The sequence below is a fragment of the Methylobacterium sp. yr668 genome, assembly GCF_900116245.1.
In the GTDB taxonomy this organism is placed as follows: Bacteria; Pseudomonadota; Alphaproteobacteria; order Rhizobiales; family Beijerinckiaceae; genus Methylobacterium.
On record NZ_FOZY01000027.1, the window covers coordinates 1 to 20,095 of the forward strand.

21 protein-coding genes are annotated in these 20,095 nt (G+C 69.9%); 1 reads left to right on the forward strand and 20 read right to left on the reverse strand.

Features of this window, described 5'->3' with window-relative positions; all coding sequences use genetic code 11:
* The 18 genes from BM419_RS24595 to BM419_RS24680 all read right to left on the reverse strand — a co-directional run.
* A partial coding sequence (locus BM419_RS24595; protein WP_091926389.1) for a ferredoxin--NADP reductase occupies positions 1-612 on the reverse strand: 612 nt, incomplete at its 3' end.
* 18 nt (positions 613-630) lie between these two features.
* Positions 631-969: a ferredoxin FdxA gene (fdxA, locus tag BM419_RS24600; protein WP_091927942.1), complete on the reverse strand. Its 339-nt coding sequence runs from the start codon at positions 967-969 to the stop codon at positions 631-633.
* A 23-nt stretch (positions 970-992) separates the two neighbouring features.
* Positions 993-1,853 carry an ABC transporter ATP-binding protein gene (locus BM419_RS24605; protein ID WP_091927943.1) on the reverse strand — a complete coding sequence of 287 codons (861 nt, stop codon included), beginning with the start codon at positions 1,851-1,853 and terminating at the stop codon, positions 993-995.
* A 72-nt stretch (positions 1,854-1,925) separates the two neighbouring features.
* Positions 1,926-2,816: an ABC transporter permease gene (locus BM419_RS24610; protein ID WP_091927944.1), complete on the reverse strand. Its 891-nt coding sequence runs from the start codon at positions 2,814-2,816 to the stop codon at positions 1,926-1,928.
* Positions 2,817-2,822: 6 nt separating this feature from the next.
* Positions 2,823-4,247, reverse strand: coding sequence for an ABC transporter substrate-binding protein (locus BM419_RS24615; protein ID WP_244540848.1), 1,425 nt, complete (start codon positions 4,245-4,247; stop codon positions 2,823-2,825).
* 164 nt (positions 4,248-4,411) lie between these two features.
* Entirely contained in the window at positions 4,412-5,188 is a 777-nt protein-coding gene (locus tag BM419_RS24620; protein ID WP_091682861.1) for a Crp/Fnr family transcriptional regulator, read from the reverse strand.
* 165 nt (positions 5,189-5,353) lie between these two features.
* Complete coding sequence (locus tag BM419_RS24625) at positions 5,354-6,319, reverse strand: HEAT repeat domain-containing protein (protein ID WP_091927945.1); 966 nt, start codon at positions 6,317-6,319, stop codon at positions 5,354-5,356.
* Between the two features lie 8 nt (positions 6,320-6,327).
* Entirely contained in the window at positions 6,328-6,561 is a 234-nt protein-coding gene (locus BM419_RS24630; RefSeq protein ID WP_020095796.1) for a 4Fe-4S dicluster domain-containing protein, read from the reverse strand.
* Between the two features lie 26 nt (positions 6,562-6,587).
* Complete coding sequence (locus tag BM419_RS24635; protein ID WP_020095795.1) at positions 6,588-8,339, reverse strand: fumarate reductase/succinate dehydrogenase flavoprotein subunit; 1,752 nt, start codon at positions 8,337-8,339, stop codon at positions 6,588-6,590.
* A 64-nt stretch (positions 8,340-8,403) separates the two neighbouring features.
* On the reverse strand, positions 8,404-8,775 hold the full coding sequence (locus BM419_RS24640; RefSeq protein WP_091927946.1) for a DUF971 domain-containing protein: 372 nt from the start codon (positions 8,773-8,775) through the stop codon (positions 8,404-8,406).
* Between the two features lie 175 nt (positions 8,776-8,950).
* Positions 8,951-10,087, reverse strand: coding sequence for a M48 family metallopeptidase (locus BM419_RS24645; protein WP_091927947.1), 1,137 nt, complete (start codon positions 10,085-10,087; stop codon positions 8,951-8,953).
* Positions 10,088-10,090: 3 nt separating this feature from the next.
* A complete protein-coding gene (locus BM419_RS24650; RefSeq protein ID WP_175556363.1) occupies positions 10,091-11,383 on the reverse strand; it encodes a YjgN family protein in 1,293 nt (430 codons plus the stop codon).
* A gap of 237 nt (positions 11,384-11,620) precedes the next feature.
* Positions 11,621-12,910, reverse strand: a complete 1,290-nt coding sequence (locus BM419_RS24655; RefSeq protein ID WP_091927948.1) for a cystathionine gamma-synthase family protein — start codon at positions 12,908-12,910, stop codon at positions 11,621-11,623.
* A 154-nt stretch (positions 12,911-13,064) separates the two neighbouring features.
* Positions 13,065-13,385, reverse strand: coding sequence for a DUF6166 domain-containing protein (locus BM419_RS24660; protein ID WP_091927949.1), 321 nt, complete (start codon positions 13,383-13,385; stop codon positions 13,065-13,067).
* The gene (locus tag BM419_RS24665) at positions 13,385-13,600 is read right to left on the reverse strand and encodes a hypothetical protein (RefSeq protein WP_020095789.1); all 216 of its coding nucleotides are present in this window, start codon (positions 13,598-13,600) and stop codon (positions 13,385-13,387) included. Before BM419_RS24665 ends, BM419_RS24660 begins: the two co-directional genes overlap by 1 nt.
* Before the next feature lie 28 nt (positions 13,601-13,628).
* Positions 13,629-14,018, reverse strand: coding sequence for a hypothetical protein (locus BM419_RS24670; protein WP_091927950.1), 390 nt, complete (start codon positions 14,016-14,018; stop codon positions 13,629-13,631).
* Positions 14,019-14,068: 50 nt separating this feature from the next.
* A complete protein-coding gene (locus BM419_RS24675; protein WP_091927951.1) occupies positions 14,069-14,860 on the reverse strand; it encodes a sterol desaturase family protein in 792 nt (263 codons plus the stop codon).
* 138 nt (positions 14,861-14,998) lie between these two features.
* Entirely contained in the window at positions 14,999-16,423 is a 1,425-nt protein-coding gene (locus BM419_RS24680) for an MFS transporter (protein WP_026605338.1), read from the reverse strand.
* Between the two features lie 163 nt (positions 16,424-16,586).
* Here BM419_RS24680 and BM419_RS24685 point away from each other — a divergent pair, with 163 nt between their 5' ends.
* Complete coding sequence (locus tag BM419_RS24685; RefSeq protein ID WP_091927999.1) at positions 16,587-17,375, forward strand: GntR family transcriptional regulator; 789 nt, start codon at positions 16,587-16,589, stop codon at positions 17,373-17,375.
* Between the two features lie 158 nt (positions 17,376-17,533).
* On the opposite strand, the gene BM419_RS24690 is transcribed toward BM419_RS24685, so the two are convergent.
* Together BM419_RS24690 and BM419_RS24695 are read right to left on the reverse strand one after the other, a co-directional pair.
* Positions 17,534-18,826: an MFS transporter gene (locus BM419_RS24690; protein ID WP_091927952.1), complete on the reverse strand. Its 1,293-nt coding sequence runs from the start codon at positions 18,824-18,826 to the stop codon at positions 17,534-17,536.
* Positions 18,827-19,018: 192 nt separating this feature from the next.
* On the reverse strand, positions 19,019-20,095 hold the full coding sequence (locus tag BM419_RS24695) for an ABC transporter substrate-binding protein (protein WP_091927953.1): 1,077 nt from the start codon (positions 20,093-20,095) through the stop codon (positions 19,019-19,021).

The window sequence follows — 20,095 nt, forward strand, 5'->3', positions numbered from 1 at the left end:
GATATCCTCGAACAGCTTGCCCGAGACCATCAGGTCGGTGATCCGGCCGCGGTTGCGGAACGGCTCGCGGGTCACGGTCGGGTAGTAGACCAGCTGGTTCGAGATCATCTCGCCCAGGAACTCGTGGCGCGGCAGCGTCTCGGTGATGGTCTCGCCGTAGGCGAGTTCCTGCACCTGCCGGCAGCCGTGGACCAGCACGACCTTCTCGAACCGGTCGTAGGCCTCGGGATCCTTGATGATCGACAGGAACGGCGCCAGCCCGGTGCCGGTGCCCAGCAGGTACAGGTTGCGGCCCGGCAGCAGGTTGTCGAGCACCAGCGTGCCGGTGGGCTTCTTGCCGACGATGATCGGGTCGCCGACCTTCAGGTGCTGCAGCTTCGAGGTCAGCGGGCCGTCCTGGACCTTGATCGAGAAGAACTCCAGCTCCTCCTCGTAGTTGGCCGAGACCACCGAGTAGGCGCGCAGCAGCGGCCGGCCCTCGACCTCCAGGCCGATCATGGTGAACTCGCCGTTGCGGAACCGGAACGCCGGATCCCGCGTCGTGCGGAACGAGAACAGGTTGTCGGTCCAGTGGTGGACCGACAGAACGCGCTCCTCGTAGAACTTGCTCATCGACGGATCAGTCCTCGCTCAGGCGGACGCCGGGTCGGCAGTCCCGAACAGGTCGAGCAGCTTTCCGCCGCGGCCGTCCCACGCCGCGGCGTCGTCGGCCGGCTCGGTCCTCTCGGTGATGTTGGGCCAGAGATCGGCGTACTTGGCGTTGAAGGTCTTCCAGCCCGCCATCTCCGGTTCGGTGTCGGCCCTGATGGCATCGGCCGGGCATTCGGGCTCGCAGACGCCGCAATCGATGCACTCGTCCGGTTTGATCACCAGCATGGTCTCGCCGACGTAGAAGCAGTCGACCGGGCAGACCTCGACGCAGTCGGTGTACTTGCAGCGGATGCAGTTCTCGGTGACGACATAGGTCATGACTTCGCACCTCGGCGCAGGGGTCAGAGCAGCGCGGGGAGATCCTGGCCCTCGAGATCGATCGCCAGTCCCTTCATCGCCTCGGCGCTGACCTCGCCGCCCATCGCGCGGAGGCTCTCCTCGCGGATCAGCGACATCAGCCCCCGGCGCAGGCCCAGGAACTCGGACGACAGGGTCAGGGCCGGCTGGCGCGGGCGGGGCAGGGGCACCACGACTTCGGCCTTGATGCTCCCGGGACGCGCGGTCATCACGTAGACGCGGTCGGAGAGGAAGATCGCCTCGTCGATGTCGTGGGTCACGAACAGCACCGAGATCTTCAGGCGCTGCCACATGTTGGTGAGGATCTGCTGCATGATCAGCCGCGTCTGCGCGTCCAGGGCGCCGAACGGCTCGTCGAGCAGCAGGATGCGCGGGCCGGTGGCGAGCGCGCGCACGATGCCGACACGCTGCTTCATCCCGCCGGACAATCGGTCCGGATAGTGGTTCTCGAACGCCGTGAGGCCGGCGAGGCCGAGCAGCGTCCGCGCCTGACGCTCGCGCTCGCTGCGCCGGACGCCCTTCATCTTCAGGCCGAACTCGACGTTCTCGCGCACCGTCTTCCAGGGAAACAGTGAGTATTGCTGGAAGATCATGCCGCGATCCGCGCTCGGTCCCGCGATCGCCTCGCCGTCGACGGTGACCCGCCCGGACGACGGCTTGAGGAAGCCGGCCAGCGCGTTGAGCAGCGTCGACTTCCCGCAGCCCGAGGGCCCGATGATCGACACGAACTCGCCGGGATGGACGGTGAGCGAGGCGTTCGAGACGGCCTCGACGGACCCCTCCATCGTCTCGTAGCGCAGGCAGAAGTCGCTGACCTCGATCAGGCCCCGGCTCGATTCGGCCATGGCAAGCTCCCGATTGGTGACGCGCGTGGAGGACCGGTCCGGCGAGGGCCGCGCCGGGCGGCTGGCCGAGGCCTAGCGGGCCGCGGCCCAGGGCATGACGAGGCGGCCCACGAGACGGATCGCGAAGCTGGAGCCGAGGCCGAGCAGCCCGATCGTGATCATGCCGAGGGCGATGTCCGGGTACTGGACCAGCGAGTAGGCTTCCCAGGTGAAGTAGCCGATGCCGAACTGGCCGGAGATCATCTCGGCGGCGATCAGCGAGACCCAGGCCACGCCCATTCCGACCGTCAGCCCGGTGAAGATCTGCGGCAGCGAGGCCGGCAGGTAGACTTCGCGGAACACCGCCGCCTCGCGGGCGCCGAGGCAGCGTGCGGCCCGCACCAGGACCGGGTCGACCTGGACCATGCCCTGGAGGGTGTTGATCAGGATCGGGAAGAACGAGCCCAGGAAGGTGATGAAGACGATCGAGCCCTCGTTGGTCGGCCAGAGCATGATCGCCATCGGCACCCAGGCGATCGCCGGGATCGGCCGCAGCACCTCGCAGATCGGGAAGGCGATCTCGCGCAGGAGGCGGTAGCGCCCCATGAGGAGCCCGAGCGGCACGGCGACGCCGCCGGCCAGGAGAAATCCGAAGAGGATCCGGCGGCAGGAGATGAGCACGTGGTCGCCGAAGTTCGGGCTGCGCAGGGCGATCGCCGCGCGGTCCACGACGTCCATCGGCGTCGGGATGTTCAGGAACCGCACGTAGAGGGTCACGCGGTTCGCGGTCAGATACTGCCAGAGCGCGACGAACAGGATCAGGGAGGTGAGCCCGATCAGCGCGGCTCGGAAGGCGCCGTGATGCAGCCGCAGCCAGCGGCGGACGCGGCCGGTCGCGGGGCGGGTGGACGCGGCCGGCGGCGGGAGGGGCGCCGCCCGCGGCGGGCGCGACTCGGCGGCGGGCCGGAGAGCGACAGCTTCCATGCGGTTCTAGCCTCCCGTCACAGCGGCCTTCAGGGCCTCGTCGTAGGGCATCACCGTGCCGCCGCCCCGCGCCGCGGCCTCGGCGTCCTGCTTCAGCAGGAACGGCGCGATGCCGCCCTTGCCGTCGACGACGTAGAAGGCCTCCCGGGCGAACAGCTTGATGCCGCGGGCCGTGTCGAAGACGTAGGCGACATCGACGGCCTGCCCCTTGGACTTCATCTCGTTCAGCGCGCCGAGCGTGCAGGCCGCGCTCGCGTAGGGCTGGATCGCCCCGCCCTTCACCCAGATCTCGCCGGCCTTGCGCGGCTCGGTGACGGGCCTCTTGCAGTACGTGTCCTCGCCGCGCACCTCGTAATTGGCGGTGCTCGCGCGCTGCTGCGCGTAGTCCAGGCCGCGCTCGGCGAAGACCTTGCGCAGCGGCCCGTCGTCGACCCACGGACCGACGTCGAACGTCTTGATCCGGTCGAGCCGCTGCAGGACCTTGACGTCCTCGCGGGCGGCCTCGACCAGCTGCGGCTTGATCGTGGGATCGACGGTCATGATCCCGCCGGGCCCGAGGAAGATGTAGACTACCTCCTTGTCGGTGCCGGTCCAGGCCGCGATCTGCTCGGCGGCGCGCTTCGGATCGGCCTTGACCCAGGCGTCGGCGTCGAGGACGGCCTTCAGGTAGGCCTCGACGATCTCGGGGTAGCGGTCGGAGAAGTCGGAGCGCACGACCACGCCGTGCCAGGTCGGGAGGTTGGTCTCGACGCCATCGAACACTTTGCGCGCGAAGCCGCGGAACGGCAGAAGCTCGGCGAAGGGGACGAAATCCGCGTGCGCGTCGATCTTCCGTTCCTGGAGATTGGTCGAGCCGACCTCCGGGCTCTGGCTGACCAGGCGGAAATAGGTGGCCGGGTAGCCCTTGTCCTGCAGCGCCTTCAGGACCATCCCGTGGGCCGCCGACCCGAAGGGCACGCTGACGACCTTGCCTTTCAGATCCTCGAAAGAGAAGTATTCGGAAGCTTTGTTGACCACGATCCCGTTGCCGGATCCGTGGAGATTGTAGGCGGCGACCGCGATCAGCCGCGATTGGCTCTCGGGATTGTTCTGGAACGTCGCGCCGTTGACGACGAGCGGGTAATCGCCCATCGCGCCGAACTGCAGCTTCCCGGCCATCATGCCGTTCGTGACCGGCGGCCCGGACGTGAAGTTCTGCCAGTCGAGCTGGATGGTCGTGCCGGCGTACTTGCCGGTCTTGGGCAGGTACTTCTCCAGCAGCTTAAGCTGGCGGATCACCACGCCGACCGTCGCGGTGTTGGTCGTCGTGTCCTGCGTGCCGATGCCGACGGTGAGGGTCTCGGCGCGGGCCGGTGCCCCGATCCCAGCGCCCGCCAGCGCGAGGAGCGCGAGAGCGGAGACCGATCTGAGCCCGGGAAATCGTCCAGTCATCGCCCGCTCCAACATTTCGGCCCGATGTCGCGAAGACATCGACGGCATGATCGGGCGCTGCGGCGCGTCCGATCAAATGCCGAGGACGCCTGCGGGTCGATTAGTTGCGCAAAAAAGTCGAGCGGCTCCGGATGTGCTGCGGTTTTGTGCGGGACGCTCGCGTTTTAGGCGCATTCCTCGCCGCCGCGCATCGCCGCGAGGATGTCGGGACGCAGCACGACGATCTGCGTGCGCCGCGTGACGAGGACGCCCTGCTCCGAGAGCCGCTTCAGGCTGATCGTCACCCATTGCCGTGTGGCGCCGACCATGTGGGCGAGGTCGGCGTGCGTGAAGGTCGCCGCGATCACCGTCCCGTCCTCCTCCGCGACGCCGTAGAGGTCGCACAGGTGCAGGAGCAGGTGGGCGAGGCGCTCGGTGATCGAGCGGGTCCCGAGCATCTGGGCCAGGGTCGAGTAGCAGCGGCCCTTGAAGGTCAGGCCGTCGATGACCCCGATCGCGAGGGCCGGGATCTGCGTCACGAGCTGCCGGAGCGCCTTGGCCGGCAGGTGCAGCACGCTGGAATTGCTCGCCGCCATGCCCGACCATTTGTGGAGGCCGGCGCCGAACACGTCGGGACCGCCGACGAAGTTGCCGGGGTACCAGTAGGCCAGCGTGATCTCGCGACCGGACGGCGCGGCGTAGAAGACCCGGATGCGGCCGCTCTCGACGATCCAGATCCCGTCGTTGGGCGTCTCCTGGGTGAACAGGGTCGCGCCGCGGTAGAGCACGCGGCGCCGGCCCTTTTCCAGCACGAGGGCGACTTCGCGCTCGGTCAGCCCGTCGAGGAGAGGGCGCTGCCCGGTTCCGGCCTTGGGCGCGGCCTCGGACAGCAGGAGGGCGCTCGCCTGGGTCTGGAGCCCCGCCGGGGCCTGAGACGGGCGTATCGGCGCCGTGGTCTGCATTGCCGCCTCCAGCATCCTACCTGCCGCGGCGCAGCAAACCCTGTACCAGCTCTAAACTGGCCGCCGGCACCGGCAGCGTCTGGATATCGCGGAGCCGAGCGGACGTGAAGCGGCGCCGCACCCGGAGGATGCGGCGCCGCGACGAGGCCGAGACGGCCGGATCGATCAGGGGCGTCCCTGACAGCGTCCGATCGCCCACTGGATGAGCTTGCGCACGTCGGGATCGGGATCGTTGGCGGCCGCCTCGAGGGCCGAGAGGCCCCGCGGGTCGGCGATCTCGCCGAGGGCCGCGGCCGCCTCCTTGCGCAGGTTGCTGACCTCCGAGGTCAGCGCCCGTCCCAGGATCTCGACGGCCGCCGGCGCCCCGATCCGGCCCAGGGCATTGGCCGCCTTGGTGCGGACCTGCCAGACGGGATCGTCCATCACGGCGATCAGGGGCGCCGTCGCCTCGGGCAGCCGGATCTTGGCGCAGGAGACGGCCGCCTCCTCGCGAACCTGCCAGTGCTCGTCGGACAGGCCGGCGATCAACGTGCCGATGCCCGGACCGCCGGGGCGCAGGAAGACCAGCGCCGCCATCGTGGCGCGCCGGACCGTCGGGTCGGGATCACCCGCGGTGGCGATCAGCGCCGGCAGCGCCTCCTCGGCCTTGAGGTAGCCGATGACGCCGAGACCTTCGCGGCGCACCTCCGGGGACGGGCTCTGGAGCGCCTTCAGCGCGGCCGACAGGGCGTCCGGCAGGACGAGCTCGCGCAGGGCCCGCAGGGCGGAGGCCTGCACGAACGGGTCGGTGTGCGCGGCGCGCTCGATCAGGAGCGGCCCGCAGGCCGGCTCCTTCTTCTCGGCCAGGGTATCGGCGGCGGTGCGGCGCACGGCCTCGTCGTCGTCCTCCAGGGACCGCACGAGGCCCTCGACGACGTCCGCGCCGTCGTGCTCGTCCAGCGCCTTGGCCGCCGCGGCGCGGACGGCCGCGTCCGGATCGCCGAGGCCCTTGAGGAGCAGGACCTTCGCCGCGGGCCCGACGGCCTCGGCGAGCTCCATCATCGCGACGCGCCGGACGCCGGAGTCGGCACTCGCGCAGCGCTCGGCCACGTCGTCGAGATCGTCGTCGAAGGAATCGAACACGGGGCTCATGGTCGGCCTCAGCGCAGCAGGTAGGGAATATTGACCTTTACCGCGTTCGTCGGGCAGTCGACCTCGCAGGGCATGCAGTACCAGCACTCGTCGTACTTCATGTAGGCCTTCTGCCGGGTCTCATCGATCGCGAGGATGTCGAGCGGGCAGACGTCGACGCAGACGCGGCAGCCCTTCTCGGCGATGCACTTGGCGTCGTCGATGACGACCGCGGCGCTGCTGGCCTGATTGATGATCGGCATGGATCGATCTCCGGTACGGTGCGGGATTACTCGGCGGCGGCCGGCGTCTTGATGCGGAGCTGGTGGTAGGCGCCCATCTCCTCGGCGGCGACCGGCACGATGAACGGGTCGACGGCGCGCTTCGCGTGGGCCATCCGGCCCTGGCCGTCCTTGAACAGGACCGTGTGGCAGGCCCACTCGGCGTCGTTCGTCTCGGGATAGTCGACGCGCAGGTGGTAGAAGCCCCAACGGCTCTCGGTGCGGTAGAGCGAGGCGGCCGCCGCCATGTCGGCGCAGTCGAGGATCGTCTGCATCTCGAGCGCCCGGTGCAGCTCGTGCGGGTCGCGGGCGCAGAGCAGGTCGAGGTCCTCGCGGATCTCGGCGAAGCGGCGCTGGCCGAGCTCCATCTTCGCCGTCACCTTCGGCGGCTCGAGATAGTCGTTCACCAAGCGGCGGGTCTTGAACTCCATCTCGTGCGGGGTGAGCCCGTCGACGCGCCGGGTCGGTGCCAGGACCCGTTCGCGCTCGACCGCGATGTCCGCCGGGTCATGGTCGGCGAGGGCGTTGGCCGTGCAGTAGGCGGCGGCGTCGGCCCCGGCGATGCCGCCGTTCACGAAGGCGCCCAGCATGTAGTTGTGCGGCACGCTCGCCATGTCGCCGACCGCGTAGAGGCCGGGGACCGTCGTGCGCGCGAACTCGTCGACGAAGACGCCCGAGGCCGAGTGGCCCGAGCAGAAGCCGATCTCGGAGATGTGCATCTCCACGGGACGCTGGCGGTAATTGGTGCCGCGCCGCTCGTGGAAGCGTCCGCGGGAGGGGCGCTCGTTCGAGTGCAGGATCGTCTCGATCTCGGAGATCGTCTCCTCGCGCAGATGGTCCATCTTGAGGAAGACCGGGCCGTTGCCGCCCTGCAGCTCGCGCCAGAACTCGAGCATCATCTGTCCGGACCAGTAATCGCACTCGATGAAGCGTTCGCCGCGATTGTTGGCCGTGTATCCGCCGAACGGGCCGGTGACGTAGGCGCAGGAGGGGCCGTTATAGTCCTTGATCAGCGGGTTGATCTGGTAGCACTCGAGGTTCGCGAGCTGCGCGCCCGCGTGGTAGGCCATCGCGTAGCCGTCGCCGCAATTCGCCGCGTTCTCGTAGGTCCCGAACAGGTACCCGGAGGCCGGCAGGCCGAGGCGGCCGGCGGCCCCGCAGGCCAGGATCACCGCCTTGGCCTTCACCACCAGGAACTCGGAGGTGCGGGTGTTGACGCCGATCGCTCCGGCGATGCGCCCGTCCGCGCCCTTCAGCAGGCGCGTCGCCATGTACCGGTTGGTCACGCCGACCTGGAGGCGGCGGAGCTGCCGGTAGAGGACCTTCTTGACGTTGTGCCCTTCCGGCATCGGCAGCACGTAGGTCCCCATGTGGTGGACCTTGCGCATGTTGTACTCGCCCGAGCCGTCCTTCTCGAATTTGACCCCGAGCTTGTCGAGGTACTGGATCATCGGGAACGACCCCTGCGCGTAGGCCATCACCGCCTTCTGATTGACGATGCCGTCGTTGGCGACGGTGATTTCCTTCACGTACTGCTCGGGGGTGGCGTAGCCCGGCACGACGGCGTTGTTCAGCCCGTCCATGCCCATGCTGATCGCGCCCGAGCGCTTGACGTTGGCCTTCTCCATCAGGACGACCCGGAGCTTCGGATCGGCTTCCTTGGCCTTGATCGCGGCCATCGGACCGCCGGTGCCGCCGCCGATCACCAGGATGTCGGTCTCGATAATCTCGGTCTTCGTCGCGGATTCGAACGCGTTCATGGCAAGATCTCGCGTCAGGTCAGGGGCGGGGCGTGTGGGATCGCCGGAGGATCGGATCGTGCGGTCAGGCGGCCTGCGCGGCGTCGGAAGGGCCGTCGACGGCCTCGGCGACGAGGGCGCGCAGGTAGGACCAGGGGAAGATCCCGCGGGCGTGGCCGTCGGAGAACGCGATGTGGACGGCGTAGCCGCCCATCGGTTCGACCCGCGCGACCGCGATGTCGGCGGCGGCCTGAGGAAAGCGTCGCTCGACCCGGTCACGGGTGCACCACGCGCAGCGGCAGCGCAGCCGCAGCCGCTCCGCCGACAGCGTCGCGGTCAGCCCGTCGCGCCATTGCAACCGGAGGCCGGTCCCGCCGCGCGCGAGGGTGGCGGCCTCCGGGATCGCCTCGGGATCGAAGGGGGGCGGGTTCGGAACCCCGGTCGCGTGGTGTGCCATCCGCTCCTCCTCTGTGCCGGCGTCACAGAAGCCGAGGGGCGGGCGATCCGACAGCAATTAGTTGCTCAGAATCTCAGTCAGGCCGCCGGCCGTGGCGACACCGACCGGCTCGGAGACCGGAGCCGGGCCGTCCGCCGCGGCTGCCCGCGGACAGCGACCGTCCGGTGATCCGGACCTACGGCTCGGTCGTCTTCGTCTCGGGCCCGCAGATGCCCCTGAGTGCCGTCCAGGCGGCGCCGGACAGGATCTGGCGTTCGGCCGCCGCAGGGCCCGCCTGGGCACGGATCGCGGCGGCGCGCTCGCGCGTGAAGGGATGGCTGCGCAGCAGGTCCAGCACATCGCTCTTCCCGTCGTGCTTGTCCTTGGCGATGCGCTCGAGGATGTCGGCGAGCGCCGCGCCGTTGCCGCCCGCGCGGGTCATGAGGTCGACCGCGTAGGCGTCCGCCGCCCGCTCGGCGTCGCGGCTGTAGCCGGCCGAGAGCACCGCGTCGCCCAGCGCGATGATGATGGTCGAGCCGGTCAGGTCCCCCAGGACGAGGCTCAACAGGAACGAGGTGCCCGACGCCCGGATGAGGGAGCGGGTCGGATCGCGTCGGCGGACGTGGCCGAGCTCGTGCGCCAGGACCGCCGCGGCCTCGTCGGCCGACCGCGCCCGCGCGATGAGGCTCGAGAGCACGATCACGCGGGCGCCCGGCAGGGCGAAGGCGTTGGCCGTGCCGTGCCGCCGCACGCTGACGGCCACCTCGGGAGGCAGCGAGCCCTCCGCCCGACCGGCCGCGACGAGGCGGGCCACGAGCGTGTCGAGCGCCGCGCGGCCCGCCGGTTCCGCGCAGGCCGGCGGGTCGCCGAGGAAGCGCAGGACCTGCGGTTCCGCCACCGCCCCGAGCCGCGACTCGGCCGCGTCCGGCACCAGCGGGGCCAGCAGCCCGGCGATCTGCGGGACGCCGAAGACCGCCACGAGCAGGACCGAGAGACCGGCCGCGAGAGACCAGAGCACGAGCCGCACCGTGCCGCCCGAGCGCTCCCGGCGATGGAGGTCCGGGCAGCGCGCCGCGAGCGCGGCGGCGAGCGTCGCGTCCGAGAACTCCACGCGGACCGGCTCGCCGGCCGGACCGATCCGCATCAGCGGCGGCAGGTAGACGGCGGCGCGCAGGTCGAGCAGGTTCCAGTCCTGGGCGATCCCGGGCCCGGAGACGCGGAAGCGGTCGTCGAGGCGCAGCGCGACGGGATGTGCCCGCGCGCTGACGCCGTCGAAGTAGCGGCCCTCGACCTCGATCGGCGTCGCGTCGACCGCCTGGGAAGCGCGGGTCAAGCGTCAGAAGCCGATCTGGAGCGCGCCTCCGACGTCGAGCGCGTCGGCGAGGCCCTCCTGCAGACCGCTGCCGGCACCGCGGGACGAGGCGAGGACGGCATCCAGGGCTTCGGGATCCGTCACGCTCGTGCTCGTCGCGACCGCCGCCCACAGGCGGGCCTGCACCACGCGCACGTAGAGCACCGCGAACAGCGGCGCGCCGACCAGGTAGATGAGGACGACGAGCCAGTGGAGCATGCTGAGATCGCCCGCCGCCCGTGCGGCGAAGATCAGCAGAGCCGCGACGAGGCCCAGCACGACGAGGAAGCCCAGGAGCGACAGCATGTAGACGATGTACGGCCAGTAGAACTGCCGCGCCTTCAGGCTCGAGGCGAGGCGGGCGTGACCGAGGCTGGCGGCGCCCATGAACGCCCGCGTCTCGCGGGCGCGGTAGTACGGGAGCAGGAGCAGCGCCGCGGGCACGCAGATGGCGGCCACGAAGCCCATCGCCTGGAGGAGAATGCCGATCTTCGAGGCCGCGTAGGCGGGGTTGAGGATCGTCTGGCCGGCCTTGCCGCCGGGCTTCGGTACCAGGAGGTCCGTGGGCAGCGAGAAATCCGCCGCGACCAGGAGGGCGATCCCGAGCCCGATCAGCGGCCCCAGCCCGACCCCGTACAGCAGGAGCCAGGGACCGAGCACGCTGCGTCCCCGCGCCGTCGAGTGCATCCGGCTGGTTCCGACCAGGGTGTGGTCGATGCGGTAGCGTTCCAGGCTCGCCCGCATGAACGGGAAGGCCAGGCCGAAGGTGACGAGCGTGAGCAGCCACCAGCCGCCCGCGCGGGCCGCGTAGGCAAGGCCCGAGCCGTCCTGCCCGAGGCGGATGCCGCGCCAGAGCGTCCGCATCGCGCGGTAGCGGCGCCCGCGGTAGATCGCGAATTGTCCCAGCAGGAACAGGAACACGAAGGAGATCACCACCGAGAACGGGGCGAGCGCGGGCGCGACGAGCGAGAGCGCGAACAGCGCGACGTAGATCGGCACGAGGATCGCGAGCGCGACGAGGAAGCCGAGGAACAGTTCCTTGCCCGTGCCGGTATACTCGGCGGGCGAGCCGTCGAGCGCGGTGCGCTCCCAGAAGAAGCGGCGCAGATTGGTGACGTACCAGAATCTGTAGATGCCGAAGGTCACGATCGAGAGCAGAAAGCCCTTCAGCGCCAGCCAGGTGAGACCTTTGACCCGCGGGTCGAAGGTTACGGCGGCCACGCGCGTGCCCGGAGCGCCGCTCCGCGTGTCGAACTGGGTGCCGGTTGCCAAATTCATGGATCCGTCGATCGTCCCGTCGCGTTTCGCGGCCAGACACTAGGAAGGAAGGCCTGCGCTGACCAGTTCTGCGCGGCCGCAATTCTGTCCCGTCCCCGCAATGTCGTGCAGCGACCGCTCGAAATGCGGGGCGTCGTTAACGCGCGGTCTCCGGTTGCCGGACACGCGTTGCCGGGCGATGCGACCGAGCCGCCTCGACGGGGTGCGCACCGCGCCCGGCCGCCGTTGGGCGCGTCTCTAGCCCAGGACCGACAGAGCGGCCGCGAGGTCGGCGACCAGATCGTCCGGGTGCTCGATCCCGATCGACACCCGGATGGTCGCGTCCGTGATCCCGAGCCGGTCGCGCACCGCCTTCGGCACGCCGGAATGGGTCGTGGAGGCCGGGTGGCTGGCGAGCGACTCGGTTCCGCCCAGGCTGACGGCGAGCTTGAACAGCTGGAGGCCGTTGAGAACCCGGAACGCCTCGGCCTCGCCGCCGACGATGTCGAACGAGAACGTCGAGCCCGGCGCCGCGCACTGCTTGGCGTAGACCTGCGCCTGCCGCGATCCCGGCTCGAGATGCGCGAGGTGGTGGAGGCGCTCCACCTTCGGGTGCGCCGCCAGCATCCGGCCGACGATGTCGCCGTTGCGGTTGGCGGCGCTCATCCGCAGCGACAGGGTCTCGAGCGAGCGCCCGAGCATCCAGCAGGAATGCGGGTCGAGACCGGTCCCGATTGCCGAGCGCAGAAGCCGCACCGGCTTCATCCGCGCCGCCGAGCCGAGGGCGGCGCCGGCGATCAGGTCGGAGTGGCCGCCGACATACTTCGTCAGGGAGTAGACCGAGATGTCGGCGCCCTCGCGCAGCGGGTGCTGGAAGAGGGGCCCGAGCAGGGTGTTGTCGCAGACGACGACCGGCGTCTCGCCGCCCTGCCGGGCGCCGATCTCCTCGGCGACCGCCCGGACGAGGCCGAGGTCGACGAGGGTGTTGAGCGGGTTCGAGGGGGTCTCGACCATGACGACGCTGACGCGTCCCGCGCCCGCCGCGCGGTCGGCCGCGGCGCGCACGCTCGCCGGATCGGTGCCGTCGGAGAACCCGAACGGCGCGATGCCGAACCCGGCCAGGGTCTTGGCGATCAGGGTCTCGGTGCCGCCGTACAGGGGTTGCGAGTGCAGGATCGCGTCGCCGGGCCGCGCGAAGGCCAGGATCGTGGTGGCGATCGCCGACATGCCGGAGGAGAAGACCAGCGCGGCCTCGGCCTCCTCGAAGACGGCCAGCCGGTCCTCGACGATCTCGCTGTTCGGGTGATTGAAGCGCGAGTAGACCAGCCCCGCCGCCTCGCCGACCGGCGGTTCGCGCCGTCCGGAGACGTAGTCGAAGAAGGCTTTGCCGTGCTCGGCCGAGGTGAACACGAAGGTCGATGTCAGGAAGACCGGCGGCTTCACCGCGCCCTCGGACAGGGCCGGGTCGTAGCCGTAGCCGAGCATCAGCGTCTCGGGACGGAGCGGGCGGTCGCCGAGCGCCTTCCGGTGGTAGCGGTCGTCGGACATGCTGGCCTCGCTCCGACAGGCCCCCAGCCCGGGTCTGGGCAGCCCGGTTGCGCTCTGACTCCGGGATTCCGGACGCGGGAGCATGGCACAGGCAGGGCCGCTACGGAACGTCGCCGCGGTCCCGACGCGCCGCGGCGGTGGGCGGCCTCGGGTCTCAGCCGGACCGCGCCGCGCCGCCCGAATCCAGGCGCTCCAGGACGCGGGCGACGTCGGCCGTCGTCATCTCCCACTCGTTCTGGAAGTTGGCCACGACGCCGCGCATGAAGCGCAATTGCAGGCGCTCCGCCTCCGCCGCGTCGCCGAGATGATCCACCAGGATCGCGTAGGCGAGCTGCGAGGGCTCGGGACCCTCGTAGCTCCACTCGAAGCCGTTCCGGGAGTAGCACTTGGCCTCGGCCCGATCCGGCAGCGGCGCCCCGTTCACCGTGACGACGATCCCGTCGATCGTCCGGTCCCCGGCATAGACCTTGTCCATCACCGCGCCTCCCGGATCCGGTGGCGCGGGGTGCGGCCGTCGGAGCGGTTGCGCATCACCTCGGGGAAGATCCAGAGGCTGACCACCATGAACGGGCCGAGGAAGGCCACGGCCCAGCGCGGCCCGGTCTGGCCGAGATGGCCCATGTAGAACCAGCCGGCGAGCGCCGCGAGCGCGACGGCGACCGACAGGCCGAACTTGATCGGAAACGGCATGGGATCCCTCCCGGATCGCGCGCGCGGGTCAGAGGACGAAGACGGCGCCGACCTGCTGCAGCAGGCCGAGGGTACCGCAGAGGGCGGCGAGCACGATCGCCAGGCCCGCGACGCCGTCGCGCCAGCGCTGGGGCCAGACGTTGAACAGGCCGGGCGCGAACAGGATGGCGAAGCCGCCCACGATCACGAGGCTCGACCAGCGGAGTTCGGCGGCCCCGTAGGCGAGCATCCCGCCGGTCAGCGCCGCGAGCAGGAGGACGTTGGCCGCGATCAGCGCGAGGCCGAGGGGGCGCGCCCTCAGGTCGGGGCGGGTCTCCAGCGGGAACATCCCGGCCAGCACGTAGAAGCCGGTGCAAGCGACCCCGGCGAAGAGGGCGAACCACGCGAGCGCGGCGATGTTCGGTTCGATCATGTCCATGGCGGCGTTCCGGGCTGCTCGTCAGTCTAGGCGGCGGGTTACGCGGCGGGTCACTCGGCCGCCTGCATGGCGCGGGGCTCGGGGGCACCGGGCGTGCGCGCGGTCTTGCGCATGTCGGTCTTCACGTGGCGCGTGTCGTAGCCGTTGAAGAGCGTTCCGATGAGACCGCGGTTCAGGTCCGAGGTGCCGAACAGCCAGTCCATGATCGGGAAGGTCAGGTTCATGTTCCGCTCCATCATGATCGACTGGTCGTGATGGGCCGTGTGGTGCCGCCGGTTCGTGTTGATGAACGGCATGGTGCGGACGAACCAGTTCTCCTCGACGTGGCAGCAGAAGTGCATGAACTCGTAGATCATGTAGATGCTGGTCGTCGTGGTGATGAACAGCCACCCGACGTTGGGCGTGAAGATGTTGCCGAGCACGATGGCGCCGGGGATCGACATCAGCGTGAACGTAGCCAGCGCGTAGGGCGGGAAGAACGTCACCCGGTAGTCCCGGTGGTCGGCGAAGCGCATCTCGTGGTCGGTGAAGAACTGGTGATGCTGCAGCGTGTGCCGATTGTAGACGGCCCGCCCGATCGGATTGCTCTGCGGCCGGTGCATCACGTAGCGGTGGAGCCACCACTCGAAGAAATTGCAGAACAGGAACACGACCGGGACCGTCGCGAGCTCGATCCAGCTCGGTGCGTGGATGTTCGAGACGTAGATGTACAGGGCCGTGAGGCCGATCGTGTAGATGATCGCGATGTGCAGGACGCCGTTGTACCAGCCGGCCACGCGCTGGCGGTAATTGGCGCGGTAGTTCCGCTGCCGCTCGCTCATACGGGTGTTGGCGGGTTCCATGGTGCGCCTCCTCGCTGGGATGGGGGTGACGACGCGCCCCCACCGGGATCTATCGTTCTAGAGATACTGTTGATATATCAGTTGTCAACCTGACCGGGCGGTGGCGACGTCGCCACCGCCCGGTCGGGGCCGGTCCGGTCAGTGCGAGATGGCTTCCAGGGACTTGCCCTTGGTCTCGATGCCGAGGAACCCGACGCTCGCGGCGGCGATGACGAACGAGCCGGCGCCCAGGGCGAAGACGCCGCCGTGGCCGAGCACCGGCAGGATCAGGCCGATCGCGAAGGGCCCGATGAGCGAGCCGACGCGGCCGATGGCCGAGGCGCAGCCGGCCCCGGTGGCGCGCGCCCGCGTCGGGTAGAGTTCGGGCGTGTAGGCGTAGAGCACCGACCACATGCCGAACAGGAAGAACTGCATCATCAGCCCGTAGGCGATGAGCCAGCCGAACGACGGCGAGTGACCGTACAGGTAGGCGGCGACGGCGCTGCCCAGGAGCATCAGGACCGCGGTGGGCTTGCGGCCCCAGCGCTCGACGAGGATCGCCGAGGCGATGAAGCCCGGCACGCCCGCGAGCGAGATCAGGATCGTGTAGGTGACCGACTTGGCGACGCTGTAGCCGGCCTCCTGCAGGAGCGCGCCGAGCCAGGTGGTGAGGCCGTAGAAGCCCAAGAGGGCGAAGAACCACGTCAGCCAGATCATCACCGTGCGGCTGGCGTAGCCGGGGCTCCAGAGTTCGAGGAACGAGAAACGCCGCTCGCCCCGCGCCGGCTCGGGCAGGACGGTCGGCTCCGGAAGCGGACGCCCGTCGAGGCGCAGGGCGACCTGCCGCTCGATCTGCGCCATCACCCGGTCCGCCTCCGCGTGCCGGCCGCGGTCGGCGAGCCAGCGGGGCGATTCCGGCACGAGGAAGCGGATCACGAACAGGAACAGCGCCGGCACGGCCTGCGCGAGGAAGACAGCGCGCCAGTCGAAATAGCTGAGCAGCACGTAGCTGAGACAGCCGGCCGCGATGAAGCCGAGCGGCCAGAACCCTTCCATGATGGCGAGGTAGCGGCCGCGCTTGGCGGTCGGCAGGAACTCCGAGACGATGGCGAGCGCCACCGGGAACTCCATGCCCATGCCGAAGCCGAGCAGCAGGCGGGCATAGCCCAGCATCGTCGCGTCCGGGGCGTAGGCGCACCAGAGGCTGCCGAGCCCCCAGAACACCATGCTGATCTGGAAGACCACCTTCCGCCCGAACCGGTCGGCGAGCATGCCCGACAGGGCCGCGCCCGCGAACATGCCGATGAAGCTCATGCTCGAGAGCAGTCCCGCCTGGGCGGTCGTCAGGCCGAACTCGGTCTTGATCGACCCGAGGAGGAAGGTGAGCGAGCCGAGATCGATCGAATCGAAGAACCACGCCGTGGCGATGATGAGGAAGATGTTGCGCTGGAAGGCGGTCATCGGCAGCCGCTCGAGGCGCGCCGCGATCAGTGCGCCCGACCCGACCGCGGCGCGAGCGGTGGCGTCCGCGGTCACCCGGTCCGGCAGCACGTCGCCGGCGGAAATCGCTACAGGCCCTGCCATGGCTCAACCTCCCTCGCAGTTATATGCGGCGAGTCGTCATGCAGGATATTACTAAGATGCGCAAGATATATCAGACGTATGCCCTTGCGCGATTCGCGGGCCCGCCCCATGCACGCGGATGGCGGCGTGGTGTGCGGGCCCGGCCGTGGCGGGGGTGTCGTCCATGAACTTCGTGACCGGGAAGACGACGTCCGTCCGCGCCGCCGAGCCGGGCCGCAAGCGGGCGCGGAAGGCCGTGAAAGGGGCGTCCCAAGAGGTGTCCCAGGAGGCCGCCCAAGAGGCACCCCATGCCGCGGGCGGCAACGACGATCTGCCCGACCTGACGCTGACCGACCGGGCCTACCAGCAGCTGGAAGAGATGATCACGACCCTGGTGCTCCCGCCCGGCCTCGTGCTCGGCGAGCAGAACCTGGTCCAACGGCTCGGGATCGGGCGGACCCCGATCCGGGAAGCCCTTCAGCGCCTCGCGCGCGACGGGCTCGTCGTGGTCATGCCGCGGCGCGGCATCCTGGTGTCGGACATCAACGTGCGCTCGCAGCTGCGGCTCCTTGAGACGCGGCGCGTCCTGGAGCGCCTGATCGCCCGCCTCGCCGCGGAGCGATCCACCCGCGAGGAGCGCGAGGTCTTCGCGGGGCTCGCGCAGGACATGCGCGACGCGGCCGCGGCCTCGGACGATCTGGCGTTCATGCGCCTCGACCGGCAGTTCAACGAGCTGATCGCGACGGCCTCGCGCAACGAGTTCGCCGTGCGCTCGCTGGAGAGCATGGCGGGCCTGTCGCGGCGGTTCTGGTACCAGCACTACAAGCAGGCGGCCGATCTGCCGCTGACCGCCAACCTCCACGCGGACGTCTGCGAGGCGGTCGCGCGTCGCGACGTCGAGGCTGCCGGCGCCGCGTCGGACAGGCTCGTCGACTACATCGAGAGCTTCGCCCGCAAGACGTTGGATCTCTGAGGTCGCGCGACGGGACCCGTGTCGGGCGGTCGGCGCGGCGGTCAGTCAGGGGAGGGGCGGGCGGCGGCCGGCGATCCGGTCCCGGCCGCCCCTCTGTCGTGACCCCTACGACGCGACGCGCGCGGAGCCTCCGAGGCGGGGTGCTCCCGGCGAGCCGGTCACGCGGGGGCTCCCAGAGCGACCGGCTGGGTCGCGCGGCGGTAGATCAGGAGCGTGGCGACGAGGCCGCACGCCCCGCCGAAGGCCATCCACAGCCCGGGGGCCGCGCGGTTGCCCGTGGCCTCGATGAGCCACGTGGAGACGAGGGGCGTGAAGCCGCCGAGGAGCGCCGTCGCCAGCGAGTAGGCGAGGGAGAAGCCGGCCGTGCGCACGCTCGCCGGGATCAACTCGGTCAGCGCCACCACCATCGCGCCGTTGTAGCTGCCGTACAGGAAGGACAGCCACAGGAGGGCGATCAGCATGTTCCCGAAGCTCGGGTTGGCCACGAGCCAGCCCAGCACCGGGTAGGCGGTGAGCAGGGTCAGCGCCGAGAAGACGAGCAGGAGCGGCTTGCGCCCGATCCGGTCGGACAGGGCTCCCATGACCGGCAGCCAGAACAGGTTCGACAGGGCGGTGCAGAAGGTCACCAGAAGGCTGTCGGTGTCGGACAGCTTGAGCACGGCCTTGCCGAAGGTCGGGGTGTAGACGGTGATCGTGTAGAACGAGATCGTGGTCATGCCGACGAGCAGCATGCCGAGCAGCACGATCTGCCAGTTGCTGGCGAGCGAGCCGAACACCTCCTTCATGGAGGGGCGGTGCTTGCGCTTCAGGAACTCCTCCGTCTCCTCCAGCGACCGCCGGATGTAGAACAGGAACGGTACGATCGCGCAGCCGATGAAGAACGGGATCCGCCAGCCCCAGTCGTTCATGTCGGCGAGCGAGAGGGCGTGGTTGAGGATGTAGCCGATCACGGCGGCGAACATGACCGCGACCTGCTGGCTGCCGGACTGCCAGGACACGTAGAAGCCCTTGTTGCCGGGGGTGGCCATCTCCGACAGGTAGACGGAGACGCCGCCGAGCTCGACGCCGGCCGAGAAGCCCTGCAGCAGGCGCCCGACGAGGACCAGGAAGGGCGCGAACAGGCCGATCGTGCCGTAGCCGGGGACGAAGGCGATCAGGATCGTGCCGGCCGCCATGATGCCGAGCGTGACGATCAGCCCCTTCCGGCGGCCGATACTGTCCACGTAGGCGCCGAGGAAGATGGCGCCGAGAGGCCGCATCAGAAAGCCGGCGCCGAACGTCACGAAGGTCAGCATCAGCGAGGCGAACTCGTTGCCGACCGGGAAGAAGGTCTTGGAGATGTAGGTGGCGTAGAAGCCGAACAGGAAGAAGTCGAACATCTCCAGGAAGTTGCCGCTGGTCACGCGCAGGACCGTGGCGACTTTGGAACTCGACGGATGGGCCTGTATCATTGCTGTCTCCCTCAGGCGCCGGAGCGGTCGCAACCGCACGAGGGAAGCGTCGGTTCTGAACGGCTGACGATCGCTCGTGGCGATCGGGCTGCAGCCGCAAACCAATCCTCCCATGTATTCGCGCCGACTTCGCAGCGCTTGAAGCCGCTATACGCCGGTCAACCTGTCACGAAGCTGTCGCGGGACCCGGTCTCAGCGGCCTTCCACGGCGCGCCGCCAGCGCCGCAGCATGCGGGCGTGCCGGATCTGGTCGAGGTTGGCCAGCAGCTCCGGCCCGACCGGGACCGGCCGCAGGGCCGGGGCGGACGCGACCGGGTCATCGGCCCGGCGGGCATCCGTCCGGGCCGGCGTGAGCGACCGGGCGGCGAGCCGCGCCTGCCCCTCGCGGGAGAGCATGTAGTCGAGGAACATGCGGGCTGCGGCGGGATGCGGCGCATCCTTCGCGATGAAGGCGATCCGCGAGACGAGGAGCGTGTAGTCCGTGGGCAGCACGAGGCCGATCGCCGGATCGTGCCGGGCCCGCTCGAGGGCGTAGGCGCCGAACACGCCGTAGGCGAGGACGGCCTCGCCCGCGGCGATGCGGTCGAGCATGGTCTCCGTCCGGGTGTAGAGCTTCACGCCGGCCTGCCCGAGGGCGGAGACGAGGTCCCACGTCCGGGGCGTCACGTCCGCGTCCTGCGCGAGGATGAGCGAGCCGACGCCGCTCCGCTCCGGATCGTAGGCGGCGACCTTCCCCTGCCACGTCTCGGGGTGGTCCGTCAGGGCTCGGATCAGGTCGGCGCGGGTCTGGGGAACCTGGTCCGGCGGGAGGAGCGTCCTGTTGTAGGCGATGGCGATCGGCTCGGCCGTGACGCCGAAGGCCTCGTTGCGCCACACGGCCCAGGCCGGCAGGGCGGCCGCCTCGGGGGACGCGTAGTGGGCGGCGTAGCCGTCGTTCACCAGCTTGATCTGGCGATCCATGGCGGAACTCCACACGATGTCCGCCTTGACCGCGCCGGCCGCGGCCTCCTCCACGAAGCCGTCGTACAGGGTCGCGGAATTCATCTTGGTGTAGGAGACCGCCACGCCGGGATGGGCCTCGCGGAAGCCCGCGAGGAGGTCGGCGACCTCGGCCTCGTCGGTCGTCGCCCGCACGACCACGACGGTCTCGCCGCGGGCCGCGGCGGACCCGGTCCCCTCGGCCGCCGGAGATGGTTCGACCTGTGCCGAGGCCGGGCCCGGACCGGCCATCAGCAGCAGGACGAGGCCGACGACAGCGGGAGCGCGCAC